General features: G+C 52.7%; 29 protein-coding genes and 1 pseudogene. 1 reads left to right on the top strand and 29 read right to left on the bottom strand.

What is annotated here, in order from left to right; translation table 11 throughout:
* Positions 1-87: 87 nt before the first annotated feature.
* The 8 genes from traB to traM all read right to left on the bottom strand — a co-directional run bounded on the left by traB (position 88) and on the right by traM (position 5,105).
* Positions 88-1,449 carry an F-type conjugal transfer pilus assembly protein TraB gene (gene traB / locus FOB24_RS00595; protein ID WP_000024509.1) on the bottom strand — a complete coding sequence of 454 codons (1,362 nt, stop codon included), beginning with the start codon at positions 1,447-1,449 and terminating at the stop codon, positions 88-90.
* The gene (traK, locus tag FOB24_RS00590) at positions 1,436-2,176 is read right to left on the bottom strand and encodes a type-F conjugative transfer system secretin TraK (protein ID WP_000794569.1); all 741 of its coding nucleotides are present in this window, start codon (positions 2,174-2,176) and stop codon (positions 1,436-1,438) included. Before traK ends, traB begins: the two co-directional genes overlap by 14 nt.
* On the bottom strand, positions 2,166-2,729 hold the full coding sequence (gene traE / locus FOB24_RS00585) for a type IV conjugative transfer system protein TraE (RefSeq protein ID WP_000406022.1): 564 nt from the start codon (positions 2,727-2,729) through the stop codon (positions 2,166-2,168). Before traE ends, traK begins: the two co-directional genes overlap by 11 nt.
* A 19-nt stretch (positions 2,730-2,748) precedes the next feature.
* Positions 2,749-3,054 (bottom strand): type IV conjugative transfer system protein TraL, encoded by a 306-nt coding sequence (gene traL, locus FOB24_RS00580; RefSeq protein ID WP_000398849.1) that lies wholly within the window; start codon positions 3,052-3,054, stop codon positions 2,749-2,751.
* 1 nt (position 3,055) lies between these two features.
* Positions 3,056-3,415 carry a type IV conjugative transfer system pilin TraA gene (traA, locus tag FOB24_RS00575; RefSeq protein ID WP_001054221.1) on the bottom strand — a complete coding sequence of 120 codons (360 nt, stop codon included), beginning with the start codon at positions 3,413-3,415 and terminating at the stop codon, positions 3,056-3,058.
* Positions 3,416-3,531: 116 nt separating this feature from the next.
* Positions 3,532-3,765, bottom strand: a complete 234-nt coding sequence (locus FOB24_RS00570) for a TraY domain-containing protein (RefSeq protein WP_000662610.1) — start codon at positions 3,763-3,765, stop codon at positions 3,532-3,534.
* 206 nt (positions 3,766-3,971) lie between these two features.
* Entirely contained in the window at positions 3,972-4,421 is a 450-nt protein-coding gene (locus FOB24_RS00565) for a helix-turn-helix domain-containing protein (RefSeq protein ID WP_001144045.1), read from the bottom strand.
* Between the two features lie 300 nt (positions 4,422-4,721).
* Positions 4,722-5,105, bottom strand: coding sequence for a conjugal transfer relaxosome DNA-binding protein TraM (gene traM, locus FOB24_RS00560; protein ID WP_001124390.1), 384 nt, complete (start codon positions 5,103-5,105; stop codon positions 4,722-4,724).
* A gap of 468 nt (positions 5,106-5,573) precedes the next feature.
* On the opposite strand from traM, the gene FOB24_RS00555 reads away from it, so the two are divergent.
* The gene (locus FOB24_RS00555; protein ID WP_001232722.1) at positions 5,574-6,029 is read left to right on the top strand and encodes a transglycosylase SLT domain-containing protein; all 456 of its coding nucleotides are present in this window, start codon (positions 5,574-5,576) and stop codon (positions 6,027-6,029) included.
* A 10-nt stretch (positions 6,030-6,039) separates the two neighbouring features.
* Here the strand turns inward: FOB24_RS00555 and FOB24_RS00550 are convergent.
* The 21 genes and pseudogenes from FOB24_RS00550 to FOB24_RS00445 all read right to left on the bottom strand — a co-directional run bounded on the left by FOB24_RS00550 (position 6,040) and on the right by FOB24_RS00445 (position 19,884).
* A pseudogene (locus FOB24_RS00550) lies at positions 6,040-6,626 on the bottom strand (antirestriction protein).
* Positions 6,627-7,216: 590 nt separating this feature from the next.
* Positions 7,217-8,050, bottom strand: a complete 834-nt coding sequence (locus tag FOB24_RS00540; protein WP_000080851.1) for an N-6 DNA methylase — start codon at positions 8,048-8,050, stop codon at positions 7,217-7,219.
* 46 nt (positions 8,051-8,096) lie between these two features.
* Complete coding sequence (locus FOB24_RS00535; RefSeq protein ID WP_001159045.1) at positions 8,097-8,243, bottom strand: hypothetical protein; 147 nt, start codon at positions 8,241-8,243, stop codon at positions 8,097-8,099.
* A gap of 94 nt (positions 8,244-8,337) precedes the next feature.
* Positions 8,338-8,685 carry a hypothetical protein gene (locus tag FOB24_RS00530; RefSeq protein ID WP_000550116.1) on the bottom strand — a complete coding sequence of 116 codons (348 nt, stop codon included), beginning with the start codon at positions 8,683-8,685 and terminating at the stop codon, positions 8,338-8,340.
* 56 nt (positions 8,686-8,741) lie between these two features.
* The gene (locus tag FOB24_RS00525; protein ID WP_001096026.1) at positions 8,742-9,146 is read right to left on the bottom strand and encodes a hypothetical protein; all 405 of its coding nucleotides are present in this window, start codon (positions 9,144-9,146) and stop codon (positions 8,742-8,744) included.
* A gap of 725 nt (positions 9,147-9,871) precedes the next feature.
* Positions 9,872-10,246 (bottom strand): hypothetical protein, encoded by a 375-nt coding sequence (locus FOB24_RS00520; protein WP_001271110.1) that lies wholly within the window; start codon positions 10,244-10,246, stop codon positions 9,872-9,874.
* 354 nt (positions 10,247-10,600) lie between these two features.
* Complete coding sequence (locus FOB24_RS00515) at positions 10,601-10,954, bottom strand: hypothetical protein (RefSeq protein ID WP_000872088.1); 354 nt, start codon at positions 10,952-10,954, stop codon at positions 10,601-10,603.
* On the bottom strand, positions 10,951-11,679 hold the full coding sequence (locus FOB24_RS00510) for a plasmid SOS inhibition protein A (protein WP_000611691.1): 729 nt from the start codon (positions 11,677-11,679) through the stop codon (positions 10,951-10,953). Before FOB24_RS00510 ends, FOB24_RS00515 begins: the two co-directional genes overlap by 4 nt.
* Positions 11,676-12,110: a conjugation system SOS inhibitor PsiB gene (gene psiB / locus FOB24_RS00505; protein ID WP_015059789.1), complete on the bottom strand. Its 435-nt coding sequence runs from the start codon at positions 12,108-12,110 to the stop codon at positions 11,676-11,678. The genes FOB24_RS00510 and psiB overlap by 4 nt, the downstream gene beginning before the upstream one ends.
* A gap of 40 nt (positions 12,111-12,150) precedes the next feature.
* Positions 12,151-14,184 carry a ParB/RepB/Spo0J family partition protein gene (locus FOB24_RS00500; protein ID WP_000117155.1) on the bottom strand — a complete coding sequence of 678 codons (2,034 nt, stop codon included), beginning with the start codon at positions 14,182-14,184 and terminating at the stop codon, positions 12,151-12,153.
* Positions 14,185-14,254: 70 nt separating this feature from the next.
* Positions 14,255-14,497: a DUF905 domain-containing protein gene (locus FOB24_RS00495; RefSeq protein WP_015062663.1), complete on the bottom strand. Its 243-nt coding sequence runs from the start codon at positions 14,495-14,497 to the stop codon at positions 14,255-14,257.
* 52 nt (positions 14,498-14,549) lie between these two features.
* The gene (locus FOB24_RS00490) at positions 14,550-15,104 is read right to left on the bottom strand and encodes a single-stranded DNA-binding protein (protein ID WP_000218312.1); all 555 of its coding nucleotides are present in this window, start codon (positions 15,102-15,104) and stop codon (positions 14,550-14,552) included.
* Between the two features lie 234 nt (positions 15,105-15,338).
* Positions 15,339-15,620, bottom strand: coding sequence for a hypothetical protein (locus tag FOB24_RS24610; protein WP_162798824.1), 282 nt, complete (start codon positions 15,618-15,620; stop codon positions 15,339-15,341).
* A gap of 158 nt (positions 15,621-15,778) precedes the next feature.
* Positions 15,779-16,096 (bottom strand): hypothetical protein, encoded by a 318-nt coding sequence (locus FOB24_RS00480; protein ID WP_003830759.1) that lies wholly within the window; start codon positions 16,094-16,096, stop codon positions 15,779-15,781.
* Positions 16,097-16,130: 34 nt separating this feature from the next.
* The gene (locus FOB24_RS00475; protein WP_000049508.1) at positions 16,131-16,385 is read right to left on the bottom strand and encodes a DNA polymerase III subunit theta; all 255 of its coding nucleotides are present in this window, start codon (positions 16,383-16,385) and stop codon (positions 16,131-16,133) included.
* 192 nt (positions 16,386-16,577) lie between these two features.
* The gene (locus FOB24_RS00470; protein ID WP_000761848.1) at positions 16,578-16,769 is read right to left on the bottom strand and encodes a hypothetical protein; all 192 of its coding nucleotides are present in this window, start codon (positions 16,767-16,769) and stop codon (positions 16,578-16,580) included.
* A 42-nt stretch (positions 16,770-16,811) separates the two neighbouring features.
* The gene (locus FOB24_RS00465; protein ID WP_000108571.1) at positions 16,812-17,318 is read right to left on the bottom strand and encodes an antirestriction protein ArdA; all 507 of its coding nucleotides are present in this window, start codon (positions 17,316-17,318) and stop codon (positions 16,812-16,814) included.
* A 404-nt stretch (positions 17,319-17,722) separates the two neighbouring features.
* Positions 17,723-18,502: a hypothetical protein gene (locus FOB24_RS00460; protein ID WP_003830760.1), complete on the bottom strand. Its 780-nt coding sequence runs from the start codon at positions 18,500-18,502 to the stop codon at positions 17,723-17,725.
* 53 nt (positions 18,503-18,555) lie between these two features.
* Positions 18,556-18,975, bottom strand: a complete 420-nt coding sequence (locus tag FOB24_RS00455) for a DUF1380 family protein (RefSeq protein WP_000274510.1) — start codon at positions 18,973-18,975, stop codon at positions 18,556-18,558.
* Positions 18,976-18,985: 10 nt separating this feature from the next.
* On the bottom strand, positions 18,986-19,207 hold the full coding sequence (locus FOB24_RS00450) for a hypothetical protein (protein ID WP_001104877.1): 222 nt from the start codon (positions 19,205-19,207) through the stop codon (positions 18,986-18,988).
* The gene (locus FOB24_RS00445; protein WP_000085947.1) at positions 19,207-19,884 is read right to left on the bottom strand and encodes a DNA methylase; all 678 of its coding nucleotides are present in this window, start codon (positions 19,882-19,884) and stop codon (positions 19,207-19,209) included. Before FOB24_RS00445 ends, FOB24_RS00450 begins: the two co-directional genes overlap by 1 nt.
* Between the last annotated feature and the right edge of the window lie 210 nt (positions 19,885-20,094).

Raw genomic sequence — 20,094 nt, 5'->3', positions numbered from 1 at the left:
CGGACACGCTACCGCCCATCCCTTTCTCGTCTTCCAGGGCACTAACTATTCCGGATTGTGTTGTTGTGGCCGGTTTCCCGGCCCCGTTTACTGTGTGACGACCTGTCCGGTCGTCGGATCAACGGTGTCCCCTACCCTGAAGTCCTGCAGCTGCTTCAGCATGTCCGGGGTGTTACCTGGCATGGCAGCAGGCGTGGATGAGGCAGAAGGCTGATTTTGTTTCTTACGTGCAGCCGCTTTCGCGCGCGCTTCTTCCAGTGTTTCGAGCTGGAAACCGTCCTGGAAAACCAGCGTGACTTCATTGCCCGCACCGATTGGAATGACGGGGTGGTACTGTTCGGCGCGTTTGATGTAGTAATCAGAGAGTGTTTTGGCCGCAGAACTGACACCACCGCCGAGCCCTGCCTGGCCGATATCGCCGGCGCTCATGCTGGCAGTTGCGCCGACACCCACGGTAGTGGAGGAGGCTTTCTCAATGCCCTTGCCGATCCCGTCCAGGAAGCCCGCGCCCCCGGCATACAGCAGGATCTGACCGTTACGCATAACCACTTCGCCCTTGATGCCGTTCTTGCCCATAAAGGACACATGACCGGCAATCTTCTGGTCGATGTCGTCATCACCCAGCTTGCAACTGATTGAGCGACTACGAACGATGGCTCGTTCACTGGAAACATCCCCCCATGCCTCCAGGGTCACAAAGCAACCCGTCAGATCGAACTCTTCATCGTTAGGCATCTGAACTTTGCCGGTGAGACGCAGCTGCATCGGGGCGGTATTTTTATCGCCGGTAACGGACGCATTGGCATCAGCCCCTTCCACGACGATTGCTTCAGCAAAACTGCCGGAAGAAATCCACGGGAAACGGGGCTTTTTAGGCCCGGTATCCGGCAGACTGAATTCCTGACTGTCCATCATTCCCGGACGCTGAATGGGGGTCATCACCGGCGCAGCCGGGGCCTGTCCGCCGCCTGCTGGCCAGAAACTGGTCGGGGGGGGAACATTACCAGCGGGTGCAGGTTTCCCCTGAGAGGCCAGCGCCCCCGGCAGAGGTTCGGCACTGAGAGAGTCAAAATTCTTCCCGGCCTCAAGCTGTGTCTGCAGCAACTGGTTCTGGTCTTCCAGTTCACGAATGCGATCCTGACTGCCTTTAAGGTCGCGACTGACAAGCCCCATTTCGGTACGCAGTTTTTTAATCTCTGTCTGCGTTTCCTTATTAAGCCGCTGGGCTTCCGCGATGGCAGAACGCTGGACTTTGTTATCAAATGACTGATTGACCACACCGGTCATATCCGGCGCGGGTTCTCCTTTTGGCGCTTTTGCGGGCGGCGCTTTCTTCAGGTTCATCTCTGAGACCATCCATGTCCCGGCACCGCCAGCACCAATCCCCAGCACAAGAGCTATAAGCAGGGCAACCTGACGACGGCGGACGACTTTATTAACGTTGGCCATCTTCCCCCTCCCCGTTTCCACGGATAACGGTGACGGTCATTCTTCCTCCGCCAATCAGAGTCTGTGCGTTGTTATCAAACATCACGGCACGCACCCCGGGCTTCCAGAAGTCCTGCTCCCGCAGCGCCACCCCCCAGGTATTGGCATTACGCAGCTCATAACGATCGGCACGCAGCTGGTCGCCCGCCCAGGCTTTCAGGGGGGTAACAGAAAAACCACCGGGGAGACGAATACCGTCAGAAAGAGGTTTTACTTCGCCGTAGCCATCAGGTATGTCGCCCGTCAGCACGGCACGGTTAAGGCTGATGAGCAGCTTTTCGTAAGCCTGAGCGGTTTCCCATTTACGGGTTTCAGGCCGTGAGGGCGGTTCTGCGCTCATCAGTCGATAGACGCGACCTTCGCCTTTTACGGGAGTGGCCACGACAGAGAAGGTCTGGCCCAGCGCTGTTTCTACAAAAATCGTGAACGTGCGTGTGGCCACCGAGGTGAACAGCACACCTCCGGCCGTTGTCAGTCGCTTGTCTGCCAGCATTCCCCCAGGCGCTGTGATGGCGGTGACTTTGTCTCCAGGGATAAAAATCATGTTAGGATCGGTATTGCTGATACTCAGCCGGAACTGCCCGCCCTGTGGAAGGCTGATCGTGGCAGGTGACTGTGCCTGCGCAGCCGGGGGCACAACGACCATCATGGCTGTACCAAACAATAACGCCGGAAGGTTATTTTTCATTGGTCACCTCATAGAACCGGCCGATACGGGTAAAGCCTCCGGTATACTTCAGACGAAGCCGGTAGGTTTTTATTTCCGTGGAAGGCTTAGAGTTACCAATCCACATTTTCAGCACGCCGCGAACATCGATTCGGCCGTCAACGGGATAGACATTGATTTCTGTGGTGTAGAAAGTGGAATTCACATCATTGGCTTTAATCTGTGCAGCTTCTTCATCCAGGACTTTTACAAAATCCGCCCGAACATCAGGTTCGACAAAGGTCATCAGAAAGGCGTGGTTGGAATCGACCGTTTCAGGGGCAACATTGAGACGCAGGGCCAGGAAGGACAGCGTCATCATCCGGAAATACTCGGTATCGGCTTTCGTTTCGGATACCACAAAAGGCGCGTTGTAGGTCATCGGAGTGACGACTGTACGTTGCTCGTGGATGAGTGCTCTGTTGGTCACAGCCAGCCATGCCACGGCAAAGCCCAGAATAAAGACCAGTGTCGTGAGTGACAGAATAATAACGGCAATAATTTTGGTGGATGAATTACGAGCGCTAATTTCCATAATATGGCCCTGCGGTAATTTATTTTATCCATTTCCTGAAACTGGAATCGGGAATAACGCGGTAGACAACCCGGAATAATTCAGTAGGCAAATACCAGTAACACCAGTTGTATAACCAGCGGGAGCTTTTTCCGCGTTTCGCCGCCCTGATCAGTTGCCAGATAACTGCCGCAATAATCAGACTGAATAAATATTTCTTGGTGAAAAATCCCCACAGCAAAACAACCGCTGCGGGGATAGCTTCATCAAGGGGCAGTCCAATAATGCGGTTCTGCTCTGACAGGGTTTTCGGGAAACGGTATTTGTCTAAATCGTTTCCCTCCATATCAGTTGATGAAGGTAAGACCGACGGTGGTGAAGACGATAACCACAACCAGGCCCAGCAGGATCAGCAGGTTCTTGGTGCGGATATACATCGCCACACCGACAATCAGTTCGGCGATGATGATACACATCATGACGAATGAGTCGGCACCGAAGGTGGCTTTCACATCATCCTTGCCCCCGGCCAGCAGGTCGGTTGCATTGGCCATCTGTCCCACACCGAGTAACAGCAGCGGAGACAGCGCGGCCAGACGGGACAGCGCTTTTTTACTGGTCACACCACGCCATGCCATCTGGCAGTACTGCCATGCACGGTTTTTTACAGACGCGGGGAGGCCGCCTTTTGATAAGGATAAATTCATAGAAACTCCATTTATATTATTTACAAAACAACCCAGAGCGGTATTGACGGGTTAAGTCAATCCGGCACAGAACCATCAGATAAGACCAATGATTCTGAAACAGAATACTTAACGTATTAATCCACTTTTTTTTCAATATACTGTTCTTCAGCAGGTACGAGAGAAAATCTTCGTAAATGATCCTCCAGTCTTAATTCAGCTTCTCTTTTTTTACTCCTCCCACTCTTGAGTGCACTCTCCATTAATAGTTCATCAATGGCTTCATCCAGACTACAGCTAATATTCACTTTTTTGCCAATTAATCCACCAATGTCAATTAGCTTTCTGATATTAGATTTTGGCTCCTTCATCTCTCGCCACCTGTTTTAATTTGCGATAGGGATATTAGACAAAGTCAATTTCCTCCATTCAAGGGTTTGGGGTAAATTTATTTTTCATTGAAAAAACAACATATTATTTTTCAAAAGGTGATTTAATTCACAAAATCAACGGAATATAGATTGATCTAAATCAAAAAAAACAGGCTCCAGTAAGCACTCAGATAAACACTTAAAACTTACAAAAAAACTGTAATCTTCATGAAAAAAAGCATCCTGAGAGACTCCAAATCTTCAATGCCAAGGTTGTTCCTGATTTTAATCAGCTCATCATATATATCACACCGATATATACCAAAACGCCGGGCAATTGTTGACCTTTTTGGATAGAAGGAAAATGCAGCCAGAATATTTATCTGTTCTGATGTTAACTCCGGAAAAACTCTCTCAAAGTTTACAAACGTATTTATTACTATGAAGTAAAGCTCAAAGTCGCTCTCAACACCAATTTTTTGTCTGCAACTCTTCAAATGCCTAATGATTACATCAGGCTTACGATTCTGATAATCAGCAACCATCTGAACATTCATCATCTGACAGTATAAAACTAACGTTTCAAACTCTTTATCTGTCAAAGATGGAAAATGATTACGTTCATACATAAAATGTACTGGGTCAATAACAGGCATCCAGGCCTCCTGAAAAAAGACAAAAGAACTCCAAAAGCAATGAATAGTTCCATTGCAATTTCTAAGACATGCTGAAGTTACTCGTCAATATTTTATTTAAAACTATCTCCCTGTTTCTCACTTAGAGCTGATAAATAAAATAATAGCGACCAGACGTTTCAAATCCACCAGAACATTCAAAGTGCCAGATTTATGTGACGTGAGTCGCTAACGCGAATGTAAAGATTCCATATTTTTAAAGAGACCAAAAAAAAGCCGGAATCAGGGAAATGATTCCGGCGTTTAGAAATGAAACCAGGTTCACTCCTGATCATCCTCATCATCAGGAAAAAATATACTGACCTGCTCTCTGGCAAACTTATCAATAGCGGGTTTGATAACGCCGTAATCAAAATTACCGCTGGCAATCGACTCCTGGTTTAAGACGCTCATTTTAAGAATTTCTGTACACATAGCACGTACCCGCGAAACGTTTTCCAGCATGAGCTTGTTGTACTCCATCTGATTAAATCCCCCCTCTCTCTTTTCCTGCTGAATCATATAGACGCGCAGGCCCAGTTCCAGCAGCATTGAAGAAACATTGGAAAGTGATGCCTCTTCTATACCTTCCTGTTTCCTGATGGTAACGAGATCGGTGATCTGTTCATAAACATTATTGTTCACATAAGTCTGTATTTTTGGCATTTCAAAAACCTTATTAGAAATTAAAATTTATCTGATTATCAAGAGTCACATGTGAATCGGCCATTTTTTTTATTAGAGTCAGTCTGGATTCACCAACTTCATACAGGCGAATCTGTTATACCGAAATTAAGGATTCGAATCCAGATTCGAATCCTTTAATTTGTCTTAATTTAGTGGCCTGATTCGCAGATGAATCTGGATTCGACTCCTTTACGATTCACTAAAGATTTGCATGTGAATCTAGTATCTATATCTGACATAGAACAACGATAACAATATTAACATAATATACTGATAATAAAGGATAATCATGCAAGATTAAATCTTGCGACGGGTGTGGGACTTTGATGTTAAGGAGCAGGCATACGGAAATATGTCAGCCAGGAAGAATTCAGTATTTCCGGGCATTGCCGTTTTTTATGAAAAATGGCACTCTGGCTAAAGAGAAGGTAATGAGGAATAGCTGACGTGAGGAAAACTCTGATTACTGGGCTACTGGCGATAACGTTTTCTGTTAATGCGCGGGACTGTTTTGAAATGGCGGGCAGGGATTATAGGATCGAGCCGGATCTGTTACGGGCGATTTCGTTCCGTGAGTCGTCATGGCGTGATAATGCGCTCAACGTTGTATCACAGAGCGAATATGCTGTCGGCAAGATGCAAATACACTCACAAAATTTTTCGCATCTGGCTCAGTTCGGGATCACTCCCCGACAACTTTATACTGACAGTTGCCTGAACATTTACACTGGCGCTTACTACCTTGCCATTGCTTTTAAACGCTGGGGATACTCATGGCGGGCTGTAGGGGCTTATAATGCAGGATTTCGTGAAACGGAAGTACAGGAGAAAAAGCGCCAGCAATATGCAAAAGAAATTCAGGCAATTTATGTTGCCATCAAAAAAAATGCGCCACCAGAGTGACGCACCTGTTTTAATCGATAGCCCGCCATATCAATCCACGTTCCGGATGTTGAATAAGACTGACATAATCCTTCAGGGCATCCTGACGGGCGACAAGATATTTACAGACTTTCGCATATTCAGTCCCCATATCGGCTGCCTGCCAGGACAGCCAGTTCATTATCATCAACGTTGCAATAATTCCGGCAGCATCGGCACTGACCTCTGATTCAAAATAATTACCAGGAATGCACATGTTATATCGTTGTTCTCCTGCAGGTGCGATATATCCGGTTTGTGTAGTAGTGAAGATAATTTTGTTCGGTGCCACATTTCCACCAACACCCTGCGGAATGATCCAGTAGTTCCAGAAACCACCATCATAATCTGAATGCTGGCGTAACCAGCTGGCGATCATATTGTCTGCAGTTGGTGTAAAAAAGAGGGCAGGGATGAAATCAAGTCGTTCATTATCATCGATTACACAATAGCGCTGGAATTTATCTGTTTTAAATTGTTCGGCTGATTCACGAGTGGCGGTTTTGACGTTAATTGTGTGCATTCTGGTTTTCTCCTTATGGATTTATTAAATCGTTCGACTTCATCACTGAGCGGCAAAGGGCGATGAGCAGCTGCCAGGAATAAATAAAAGGGCGCGCAGCGTTTATATACCCTTTTATTTATTCCTGGCTGATGCTAAAAGCAGCCCTCCGCGAATTGATGAAATCGGGCGATATATACTCAGGGAGAATGCACACAACCCGGAACGGAAAATCGGCGCGAGACGAATTACCGTTCCGGCCATTAAAGTGGCGGGAATTTATTACCGCCGCGGTTCATGCGGCGCATCCTTAAAGGATGCAGCAAGCGGGATTTTGATGTTGCGACAGCCTGGGATGGAAACCCGCTGCCCCGGAGGGGCCGGGCAGAGACAGCGCAGCTGGCTCGGTGCGAAGCATGACAGCCCCGGTTCCCGTCAGGGAAGTCGCCCGGTTTGATATTTATTATTTTAAATACAATGAATAAATACCAAAAAAGACAAACAGAAGAATGCCGGATGAGAGGTGACAGGCGGGAATAAATAATAATATGACAACCACGCGCCTGAGTAATATGTGCGGCGCGTAGCGCAGCAGGTATTACCCTGCGCCGCAGGCGCGCGGCCTTTGACAGCAGTCGTGCAGGTTATCCCCTGCCCTTCTGGTTACTTACGTGGCATCCGATAGTCCACGCATAAATGCCAGCATAACCCTGTGTCGGTTCAGGTCCGACAGACGTTTTTCAAAGTCGTTGAAGTAATACACTGGCGTATACCGCACCCGGTTAAACTGCATAGTGAGTGTGTTACCCGTCACCACTTCCGCAGCAATACCCAGCAGTGACAACTGGATAAAAGCCATATCAGCCGCCACAGGATCAATATCGATGCAACTGCCGAACATGTGCCAGGAAGGATTGATATCTGCTTCAAGCAGACACTCCGCATAAGCAATCAGCATTCCCGCCGCACCACTGGCGGGGTCACTGACTGTCACTATTCCTTCCCGCCGGATGGTGTCCTGAATTCCTGGCATCAGCAGGCGCGCCATCAGGCACTGTACGGAATAGGGAGTAAAATACTGCCCGCGAAAATTATCTCCGAGTTCAAGCTCCATGAAAATCGCGCCGAGAAAATCATGAAATTTTGCCTCCAGCGCACACACCATCAGGCTGAACATTTCGTTCATGTTCTCAATATCGGCGGTGGTGTAGCGATCGCAAATTTTCTGACAGTGCGCCATACTCTCCGGCGTTCTTATCCGGGCCATATCCAGCTCACTGGCTGCCAGCGCCAGAAAATCGCTGAACACTTCCCAGCGCCGAAGATGGCAGCCTGTGGACCTGAACACGCTGATAAAGCGGCTCCGGCTGTACTGTGCACTCATCAGCCTGTGAACAGACGGGAAATACCCGTTACCAGCCTCCGCATCCTGAGTGACACAACAACCGCCTGCGCTCTCTCTGGCCATATCAAAGACATCGACAAAACTCAGTTGTGACATGAAAATCTCCTGTAATGCCGTCCCCGAAGGGACGGCAGGTTTCACATCACGCGAGGCCGAGGCCAGCGTATACCACTGTCATGAACTGCTGCCAGTGCTCCAGTTTTAAGGCCGGAACACGGGCGCGTTTACCACTGCGCAGGGCATTTACAAATGCGTTCGCCTGTGCGACGATTTGCGGGTCAAATTGCATGGTTTAATCTCCATGTTGATTTTGCGTATGCCGGATGCAAACTTTTGCGGGTGTGTCATCCGGCGTGGAATGAGCAGGCTTATGCCTGCTTTTTTCATTTCTGGCTCTTGTCTGATACCTCCTTAACGCGGGCCAGAATTTCCGCGTGGTCAAGGTTGCTGTAGTCACGCATCCGGTAATAACGGATACCGATTCGTGCATAAATTTCGGTCACGTTGCCGCAGATCATTTCTGCCAGCATGAAGGTTTCGCACTCACCGTTCTCACTGCTTCGCCAGTTCATCGGGTACATCAGCCCCAGCGCATCATGGAAAGCGTGTACGTCGATTTCAGCAGGGGCTTTCACCGCCGCCTGTTCACGGTTCAGCCAGTAGGCCCGCTCAGCCTCAGCGGTGGTCTGCATCCCCGGCACAGCGGAAGATTCAGTCAGGTGTAAATGCATGGTGTTCTCCTTCTTTTGTTGATGGCGACATACCCTGCCGCCGTGAATGATGCCGATTAACATTCTTCCAGGCGCATCATGGCCTGGGAAAAATTAATGTTGTTGCAAAGGTCTTTTCGCGCGACTTCCCACGCCTCACGTCCGATAACGCCGTATAAGCGGATGGCATGATCTTTAGCCTGCAACCACGGCTGTACGACATAGAACGAAACCAGCGGATATGAACGTTCCCAGCACAACACGCCTTCCTTGTGAACGTTGTCACTCATCAGACTGAGAAGACGCAGGACTTCCTCGGCCTCGTCTTTCTGGCTCAACTGAAGATTCCAGACCTGGCACAGCTGAGCCAGGTACGAACGCTGTTCTGCGATAACACAGTCCAGACGCGCTTTTGGGTCTGAACCCCATCGTTCGGATGATTTTTGAGCGGCGATTTTGATGCTGACGTTTTGTGTGTTCATTATTGCTTCCCTCTGTTTTGTTTTTTTAACCATCACCCGTTGAGTTTCGGGAGCCGCGGTTTTGACGTTTCGCGGGGACCTGCTGCTCTGTTCCCCTGGTTGTTACCTTCACCCGTTTGAGAACCTTCGCCGCAAGGGCGTAAACGAGCGCGGGCGGCGGCAGCTGTCCAGGGCGCGGTTTACCGCGTGCCATTTACCCTGGATAGATGATGACGACTGTGCTTGTCTCAGCCCCGGCGAAAGGGACTTAAACGGGGGAAACGCACCGGGGCAAAGCTGAGCAGGGCTCCGCTGCAACGACGTAAAGCGCTGGCGCGAAACGGCGTTGCCCCTCAGAGTGACGGCGGTCTTATCGCCGGCATGGTGAAAAGCGGCGCATCCGTTTACGGATGCTGTAAGCGTGATGTTGAAGTTGCGACAGCCTGGGATGGAAACCCGCTGCCCCGCAGGGGCCGGGCAGAGACAGCGCAGCTGGCTCGGTGCGAAGCATGACAGCCCCGGTTCCCGAAGGGAAGTCGCCCTCAGTTATGGCCTGTAACCCCATCCGACAGCAGGTAAATTTGAAAAAGTAATACAGACAACAACCATCACAATTGGAAGAGTCCGTTCTTCCGGGGAGATACTCACGCGGGTATGACAAAGAATGAAGGTTAAAAAAAAGAGCAGTCGTGCCGCAGGCACCACTGCTCTTTTACTTTCCTGCCCTCATTCTGGCGAATTATTTGTTACCTTTGCCTCCAGGATATCCAGGCACTAACCAGAATCACAATACCGCTCAGCAATGCCAGATTTGGCAGAAGGATGTCAAAAGTGCTGGTGAAAACTTCATCGGGGTTGTGATTTCCCCAGAATTCCAGCTTGTATCCGATACCCCAGAAAAAAAACGCCAGACCTGAAGCCACAATTCCCCACTTAAAGAGAAATAAGAGCACGTTGTCCAGCATCCCTGGAGGATCTCGCCAGGTAATAACTATCGCTATCAGAGCACAGATCCCAGCGCCGACATAATGCTCAGTACTTCCGAACAATTCCGGCGCGGCAAAGTGAATGACCAGCGCAAACAATCCATTTAGCAGAACAACCAGTATCCAGTATCTCATATAAAAATTGCCTCTTTTAAACTCCCTCTTGTCCCCTGCTGACCGTATATCGTGAAGGAAATATATCGATCATTCATGTGATATTACGGATTAACAGGCTTATCAGTCTTTACCTCAACACAGCGAACCAGGCTTGCCCGGGGGAAATTAAGGTCAAATCCCCGGGGTTTAGTGATACTTTCGCTGAACTGATTGCAAACATCCATATTAGGCATAGGGGTTACGTTCCAGCTGCTGCCACCGTGTACAGATGAAGCGATAACGAGATAAACAAATACGTGAGTCATAGTCTTTCCTTACCAAAAGTGTTTTAACAGATATAAATCCGTTGTCTGACCATACGGCTCATAACCTTCAGCATGACTCCCCTCCTTTGGGAGGCATATTCATGGTCTTTCCCTGAAAATACTCCGGTCGGGTTTCCAGTTCCCGCTCGATAAGCTCATCAGCAAACAGTGGCGCGATCCGGTTTACGCGGCGCTCCAGATTTCGTCTGCGGGTAGCCGCTTTCCGCTCATCGCTCCAGCGCCTGATCTGCCTGTCATCCAGGAAATCCACACACACCGCATACCCGACACCTGCCACCCAGCGGGCCATCACCGATTCAGGAGCGGGCTTCCCGGCCTCCACCACTTCTGACACCAGTTCCTGCGGTCCGGGACATGGTGTCCGGGGCAGTCTCCAGCGCAACGAGTAACGCCACTTCATGCATGGCTCCGGTGTATCAGCTTGTTGGGTACCATCCATCGCTCCAGTTGTCTGACCGGTTCCGGGCTTTCTTTAGCGAGAGCATCAGACTCCACCATCACACTCCAGAATGGCTGATTCGCCATCATCCAGCGTTCCATCGATGCCAGTGACGGAAAACGCTCACTCCAGCGCCAGAACATTTCCTCCAGGTCGTACTGGCGCAGTTCAGTACCCGACCAGCGTGCGCTCCAGCTGCTGACCGTTTCCGGGGTATGAAAAGCCAGCTCAATTTCCGCCTGCCCCGCCAGCGCCTGATACGCCATTTCGCGCTGGCACGCCTCTTTTCGGCGCTGGCGGGTGTATTTTTCAGCACCCAGTTCACTGTGCCTTCGGGTACGCTCCTGCATCTGAAACTTCGTTTCCGGGAACAGTCGCCAGCCATCAGAAAGCGACAGGGGTAACCAGCAACATGCGCCACGACTTTCAATCAGCCGGTCGATCGCCGCCAGCCAGTCCTGTTTATTTCCCCGCAGCGACTGATCCGTCAGCCCTGGAGAGAACCAGCCGATATCCTTTACGGTGACACGCTTACTGCCGTTCAGGATGCGGAAAAAGGTGCGGGCATAGGGAAATTCAGCGACACCGATACCGCGCTCGTATTTTGCTTCCACCTCTGCGATGGCCTGCATTACCGCACGACGCTCATGACTCAGAGGGACCAGTGACAGGTTTGCCGGGATCATAATGTACCCTCCATCGCCAGAACGCTGATGATACTGGCCTGACTGTAACCATCGGCATCGAGGCGGGCGACAAGACTCAACGTGTGGCTGATAACCTCCGGCGACCAGGCTGGCAGCGTGCAGATCACAGAGAAAGGGCGACCACTGGCAGGAATAAACACCACCATCCAGGACGGGCTGATATCACCGGGACTGCACACTGCCAGGCTGAAATTGCCGTGGGATGGCGTGAAACGGATCTGCACCGGGAAAAAACCGCCGAACTCACTGCGGTACTCGCCGTTCAGGTCCCAGTGAGCCGGACAGTCAAGGTCACGCATCACGGCATGGGTCAGTTCGCGGCGTAAATCTTCGCCACCTTCCCGCCAGTCCTCATATTCCTGGGGGATCATGGTTTTCAGCACATCAGGGGTAATAATGTTACGCATCATGTTCTCCTTACTGCCGCCCCCGAAGGGGCGGCCTCCGTTATCAGGCTGCATCTGGAATGTTGTTGTGAGCCACAGGCGGGACGTCAGTGGCGGTAGCATCAGAAGCGTTATTTTCTGCTTCAGCATCCGGCGTTTTTGCATCAGGGGCGCGCATCCAGACAGGCACCCACTGAGGACAGTGACGGGCCATCATGGTTTCAGCCAGGTCCGCTGCGTCAGATTTCTTCATTTTCAGCGCATCGCTGGCGGCCCCGCTCAAACCGTTCTCACTGAGGATTTGAACAATCTGTGGCTTTTTCAGGTAGTCGAAGAAATTGTTCTTCGTCGGCTGCCACCATTCATGCAGATTGAAATCAACAGCACGTTCAACACCATCAAGATCACTGCGTGTGGTATGTCCCATCGTTCTGGTCTGCACACCATCGACAGAACAGGCCGTACAGAAGACCATCAGGGACATCAGCGTCTTTCCGTCAAGGGTAAAAAAGGTGGTGAAATCCTTTTTCCAGCCTTCCGGCAACAGCGCCTCCAGACGGGCTTTTTCCTGCATAAGGGACTGCCACGCTTTTCCCTCTTCACCGGACGGGGCTTCACTGACCAGACGGTTGTGATGCACCTCAAGACGCATCACGAACGGATGACGGGTCGTGGTACAGTTATCGAAAACGCAGGTACACAGACGCCAGACCATCAGAGCTACCGTTTTCTCTGGCTTCTGTACCAGCGCAGCCTGAAGGGCCAGCGTACGTTCAGAGGACATCTTCGTCAGCAGAGGCAGACTGATTTCGTCAACGGGTTCGGGCTGGCGCTCATATACAGGAACCTGAGCAGGTTCGTCTTCCGTTTCAGACTGCTCACGCAGGATCACCCCGCGCTGGACATAAACGTCACCCTGACGCCATGACACCACCACACCGGACTGTGCGCGCATTTCCGGCGTCCATGCCCGGAGCTGTGCCGCGCATTCGATGGCCTCCATCTCTGACTCCATCGCGTCTGTTTCATCGCTGGCGGTCTGGTTCTCGTCATACTCGCCCTGCAATTCATCCATGCGCTGCTGTTCCTGCTCCGTGTAAACCGCGTCAGGTTCATGCTGAATCCGGTACACCACACTGTCTTCGCCGTGATAACTGACCGCATCCAGGCGTCCGGTGGCCCATGCCCAGCCCTCGGCCTCTTTCAGGCACTCTGCCACCACCTGGAGTTTTTCCAGCAGGGCCGTATCCAGCGCCAGTTTGTCCACAAAACCACCCTGTTCGTCACTGAACAGGTCAGCGCGGATTTCATCGCCGGAGAAGGCGTTTTCCCCTACAAATGCGTACTTGCTGTTGTTGAGGGTGGAAACCTGGCTGTCGGTGATCAGATTACGTATCACACGCACTTCCGGTTTATTGTTCCAACTCTGACGACACGCAGCCTCATACACCTGCACCTGACGGTCGGGATTATCTTCCAGCGCCAGCGCCTGACAGTGTTCGGTGGTTATTTTGTCCTCTGCCAGTGCCTGAAGAAGAACCGGAGCCAGTCCTGCGAGCCTGAGCATGCGCTGGACGTGCTTCACACCGTAGCCCAGCAGGTCCCCGATTTGCGCTGGTGTTTTCCCTTCTTCTGCCAGAGAACGGAATCCGGCGATCTGCTCGGCAGGGTGCATTGTCTTGTGTCTGCCGTTTTCAGTCAGAGAGATAGCCCTCGCCAGTTCGCGGGGAACCACTTTGCAGGAGATCCATTCGTGATCGGGGTCGACCTTCCCTTCTTCAACCAGCAAACCGATGGCTTTGGTACGCCCACCGCCGCATACCACTTCCAGCCGACCATCATCACATTCCACGACCACGATGTTATGGATTTGCCCGACCGCGAAAATACTGTCGGCATAACCCCTGATTTCTTCCGGCGTGTGCGGGATAAGACGGCAGTTGAGATCCCCGATAAACAGGCGGGACCATGCGGTGTAACTGACAGGGGCACTGTCCAGTACGGCAACCAGGACGTCTGACTGAGCATCAGCTTTACGCGTTGACGCTTTGGGGCTGGCTTTTTTAACCTTTTTTGCTTTAGACTCGGTTACTGACATAGTTGATACTCCTCACAGATATTGATTACTGTCCGGCCCTGCGGAGTTGCTGCTCCGGCAGGGCACCTTTTTACTGCTGTTTACGGATGCCGTAGTCCCGGATATAACGGTTCATCAGGTACTCACCACCCGGCTCAAAATTCCATACCCGCCACACCATTTCGCCGTTCTGACGAACCACCAGGCGAAAGTGCGTTCCCTGATCGTCTTCAATCGCGACATTCTGATACTGCGCTGCGACCGCTTCAGCCTGTTCGCGAGTGAATGTGCCATCTGGCAGTGACTGAAGGGGCGGTATAACGTTGCTGGTCATGTCTTTCTCCTTTTCCTGCCCCGCTGGTTGCGGGGCGTTTTCATCATGCTGGTCAAAACGGGGCATCATCATCCATCGGCGGATAATCGTCCGGTAACGGCTGCGGCACCTGCTGAGACGGCGCTGTAGTCTGACGGGGTTTTCTGCCGCCTTTTTTCGGGGATTTTTCAGGGGAGCCAGCAGGTTGTGCCGGAGCGGCAGGACTCTGCGGTTGTGCGGGTTGCTGTGGAGCCGTGTTCTGTGGCTGACCGCCGTCACGACGACCGCCCAGCATCTGCATAGTGCCGTTCTGTCCGACAACGATTTCAGTGACATAGCGCGTTACGCCGCTGTCGTCCTGCCAGTTGCGGGTACGTAACTGCCCTTCGACGTACACCTGAGCGCCCTTGCGCAGATACTCGCTGGCCACTTCCGCGAGCTTGCCAAACAGCACCACGCGATGCCATTCGGTGTTTTCGCGCATCTCTCCGGTCTGTTTATCGCGCCAGGACTCCGAAGTGGCGAGGCTAAGATTAGCGACCGCGCCGCCATTGGGCATATAACGGACTTCCGGGTCCTGGCCCAGATTACCCACGATGATGACTTTGTTGATGCCGCGTACTGTCATGATGAATCTCCTTCCGTTTGTTTTGCTTTTAAAAACCATCACCCGTTGAGTTGCCGGGGCCGCGGTTTTGACGTTTTGCGGGGACCTGCTGAACGCGCCCGCTGGTTGTTACCTTCACCCGTTTGAGAGCCGTTCGCCGCAAGGGCGTAAACCAGCGCGGGCGATGGCGGATGTCCAGGGCGCGGTTTACCGCGTGCCATTTACCCTGGACAGCTGACAGCGACTGTGCTTGTCTCAGCCCCGGCGAAAGGACTCAAAAGGGTGAAAAAACCAGGCAAGGAATGAGCAGGAACCCGCCGCAACGACGGAAAGCGCGGGCGCGAAACGGCGTTGCGCCTTACAGCCCGGCGTCAGTTTGCCGGGGTGCAGAAAGCGCAGGATACGGCGCGTAAAAAGGGCGGCGTGACCGGAACGGTCGCAGCAAGCCTGCCGTTGACGTTGCGACAGCCTGGGATGGAAACCCGCTGCCCCGAAGGGGCCGGGCAGAGACAGCGCAGCTGGCTCGGTGCGAAGCATGACAGCCCCGGTTCCCGTCAGGGAAGTCGCCCGTAGTGAAAACGGGAACGGGAGGATAAGAATGGATTACATGCGGCTTAATGGGAAACCTCGCCAACAGGGCGGGGAGCAGTCACGAGATGGCTGACAATTATCCGGCTTAATACCTGCCGGGAACATCAGGAGCGAAAATGCTTTTCTTTTCTGTACTGCACAACGCTGTACCAGGCTGAAGCCAGGAAAGCAAAAACGGTGATCAGCACTCTTAATTCGTCACCCGGCTCCTTCCCCTTCAGCATCAACGTTATGATGATGCCGGCAACGATAATCCATGCAACGCCACTCCAGAGACGCAATTTATCCGCCACGACATTCATCAGTATAAAAGCAACGGCCAGGATTCCCCCCCACAGAGCCGGTACAGGCTGAAACGGAATAAACAACAGGTTAATACCGGTTAAAAGAGTCACGGCTGCAAACATCAGAGACATACGCACAGATTTTCCTCCCTGGACACACTGACTATAAGAATCACTTCTGCTGCTCATCACCGGGTTTATTATATTCGGGCGCATTTGCGCGCGGCAGCTGCTGACTGTTCTGCCGATGAACTTCCAGCCTTTGCCGGAAATACTGGCGAAGATGTTCAGGCTGTTCCCGTTCAGCCAGCTCTGGCACCACAGGCTTGTTCATCCGTTCCTGCCAGGCAACAGCGGCGGCGGCTTTATCGACTGAGACCTTATCCTGCTCTTCTTTTGAGAAAGAGGCGATATTCCACTTCGACATATGCATCACCGGTCTGCTTTACAGAAAGATATCCCGGATAATACGCCCATTCCCGGGCAACAGCGACGGACAACGGAGAGGAGAGTGCGCGGCGCCGGAGGCGCGGCGAAGTTTCTCTCCGGCAGGCGCAGCCTGCCCGGGTTTTCGCGCGGGCTGACAGGCGCCCTCCGGGCCGGACGCCTGCAATCATACTTACTGCCCTTTACCGCCCTGTAAGATGAAATGACCGCCGATGTACACGGCACACTGACACGTCATGTAGTAACAAATTTCATCCATCACCTGCGCGGTGGTCAGTTCCCGCTGACCGGCATCACGTCGGCGGGCATTAATCAGGGCTTTGTACTGTCGCAGGATCTCACGGCTTTGTGGTGCAAGTTTCATACGTTTTCTCCCTGTCCGGCGGGTTTCCCCGCCGGACATAAATCAGTTGCTGAAGACATAACCGTCATGGAACACATAGCCGCTGCTGAACAGGTCACGCGCCCAGGCTTCAAAATCGAAATAGCTGCGCAACGGCTCCGGCACCTCATTTAACAGGCCGTTGTCCTCAACCATCTCCCGCGCATAGTCCTCCTCACTTTCCGCCTCGCCGCGGTACGCATCATCAAACGCGTCATAGTCACACTCGCCGGTATACTCCGCCCAGGCGATAAAAGCGGCTTCCCTGCTCTCTTCTTCGGCGCGTTTGTAAGCGGCGATAAAATCCCAGTCAATGGAGCTTTCAGAGACGAAGTGTGACGGGATACCTTCCCAGTCCTGGAACATAAACTCGGCATCCCATTCATCGGCATGCAGTGCCTGACAGGCCTCGTAAAAATCCTCCCTGCCGTCAAACTCCGTCAGATCAAACCATTTGCCGAAAATGCTGCCGCAGTTGTATTTATGCCAGGTGCCCACGTAAACAGCCGGTGTGGTGGTCGTAGTGCTCATAAAAAATCCTCCATAGTCGATGTCGTCTGAGTTCCGGCTTACGCCGTGCCGACACGACAGCCGGGCGAAAAGCGGAGGATGCAAGGGCGTCACCGAAGCCGCAGCGCAGTAAAAAAGCAGGAGCAGGCTGGACGGTTTGACGGCGAAAAATGAGCCGGAAAACGACGGGAAGACGGCGGATAACGTATGAAATAAACTGCGACCGAGTGAAGGTGACGGCGTTTACGCTTCCCTTGCATCAGCCGCGGCCCGGCTATAGTAGAGGCACGGCGTTTGCCGCAGGCCGCACGGGACGTTACTCACCGCGAAGCCGGAACAACGTGGAGGAAGAGCCGTAAAAGCGGAGCCGGCGACATCCTTATCCTTCGTTGTAGATTCAGGGGGCCGCCGCCCCCTGCTGTTCGCTACACTGGCCGGATTGCTGACAGGGCATTGCGGACAAGACTGATTTCTGCACGCGCTTCTGCCATGACCTCATGTAACAGGGTTAAATCCATCCACCGGCGCGGAGGCTCGCCCGGAATACGCAGCACATCGCACATCTGGCCACATGCCAGGATTTGATCAACTTTGTCGCTGATAACAAAGAACTCGACGCTGCTGTAGCGTGCCCCTTTGTTCAGGATGGCATCGAGCACCACCGGCAAATTGTCATCATCGTCCAGCCAGCAGGGCATATCATTTTCCTTCACAACCAGACGGAAATTTCGGGTCTGGCGATAAAACAGCGTTTCCCCGCGCGTGGTCAGCGCCGCCTTTATCCGGCGCGCATCCTCCCATACCTGCCGGGAGACATCCCGCACGGCGCGGGACAGGCAATCCGTTACAGCCTGAATCTCCGGCTCCGTCAGCCATTCCCCGGCCCAGGGGAACGCTATCTGTGTTCCGTCCTCCGGAAGCTGCGGCGCGTCGGCATAGCGGCTGCCGGATAAAATAATCTGCGCTGGCGTCCCGGCTATTTTTGTCATGGCACTTTGCAGCTCTGCGGGTACGTCACCGGTACAAAGCAAAGGCAGCAGATGAACAATATTTGCCGCATCCAGACGGACATAAATGCTTATCCAGCCCGGTTTATTGACCGGATCACGCTGATCAACATCGGTATGGTCAGGCCATCCATAATCAGCAATCAAATCGCGCGCACGGCGCATCACAAGGGCGTTTAACGTGGTGGTTTCCTGCATAATGGGTTCCTCTGAATGGGGTCAGTACACGCCGCCCGAGCGGCGTGCAGATTTCATTTTTTCAGTAAGGCGCGAACTTTCGCCGCATCAGCCAGGCGACGGGTAATGCTTTCCGGCACCGGATGGTTCTCATCCCGGGCGGTCCATTCCCTGTGCCATAACGCCTGTTCGGCAGTGATCAGCAGGGTTTCAAGCAGTTCCACCGGCACCACCACTCCCGACGCGGCCTCTTTCACCTGTTCAATCAGATCCATCACCGCACCGGCAGACACGCCCGACTCAAGCCGTTGTTCCTCCGGAATGGCGTCCATACGCGCCAGTACCGCCCTTGTGTCCTGCTCCGAAACGGCATATTCCATTCCGTCGGCCAGCGCTTCGATATCCGCCGGGGACCAGATAATCAGGTTCAGCGGGGTTTCTGCGGGATACAGCTCACCTAACAACCGGCACAGGGTTTCACAGGTTCCGTACATGTTTTTCTCCTTAGTCCTTAAAGCAGGCATCCAGCTCAAGAATTTCGTTGTACGCCGCCATAAACAGGGCATTGATGCGAAAAAGGGTCTGACGGGTCAGGCGTTCGGCCAGCACATCGGAGTCAAAGCGATAGCGGTGCTCCATCCCGTTCAGCGTCGCCCGCAGGTCACACATGTTGTTGGCGACTGCTGCCACTTCTGCGCGGAGTTTTTCGTGTCCTGCATAGTTCATTACGCGGCCTCCGGGAACTCGTCGTTAGCGGCCGGGTACTGCATGGCGCGCCGGACGGCGGCCAGACGTTGCTGTCCGGCCCGGTGATACTGATCCAGCAGTTCAATACCGATGTAGCGACGGCCAGCCTGGAGCGCGGCCACGCAGGTAGAACCACTGCCGGCAAAAGGGTCGAGCACAATCGCGCCGGGATGTGTGAAGGACTCGATCAGCGGTTGCAGGCTGGTTACGGGTTTTTCTGTCGGGTGGTGCCGGTTGCCGCTGTATTTCCAGCCCAGCACGTCCGGCAGCGGGTTTTGTGGCAGACGTGGACGGCCTTTTGCAAGGATGTAGGCGCATTCGTGGCGATAGCCCACATATGCGGCCTTCGATGTGTAGGTTTTGGTAAACACCAGGTGGCCGACAACGCTGAATCCCGCGTTTTTCCAGGCGGCCATAAAGCGATCGACGCGGTTCCATCCGTAAAAACTAATCAGAAGCGCGTCTTTTTTCAGCACGCGATACATCTCATGGCAGGCGGGTTGCAGCCATTCATCGGTTTTATCGCCGGCGATGGTACGCCCCTGACGGTCACGAAAACCGACGAGATATGGCGGGTCGGTCAGAATGAAATCGACAGCATTATCCGGAAATCCGGACATGATATGGACGCAATTACCCTGGATAAATCGGGACATGGTAGTTCTCCTTTCTCAAATGCGGCGCCAGTTACGCCGTGCCGATACGACAGCCGGGCGAAAAGCGGAGAATGCAGGGGCGGTGCCGCAAGCCGCAGCGCAGTGAAAAAGCAGACGCTGGCTGGACGGTTTGACGGCGAAACCTGAGACGGAAAACGACGGGAAGACAGCGGGTAATGCCTTTGAAATTAACTGCGACCGGGTGAGGAC

Source organism: Citrobacter werkmanii (assembly GCF_008693645.1).
GTDB lineage: Bacteria > Pseudomonadota > Gammaproteobacteria > Enterobacterales > Enterobacteriaceae > Citrobacter > Citrobacter werkmanii.
Note: the sequence above shows the minus strand (reverse complement) of the source record. Positions and strands in the feature narration are given on the sequence as shown.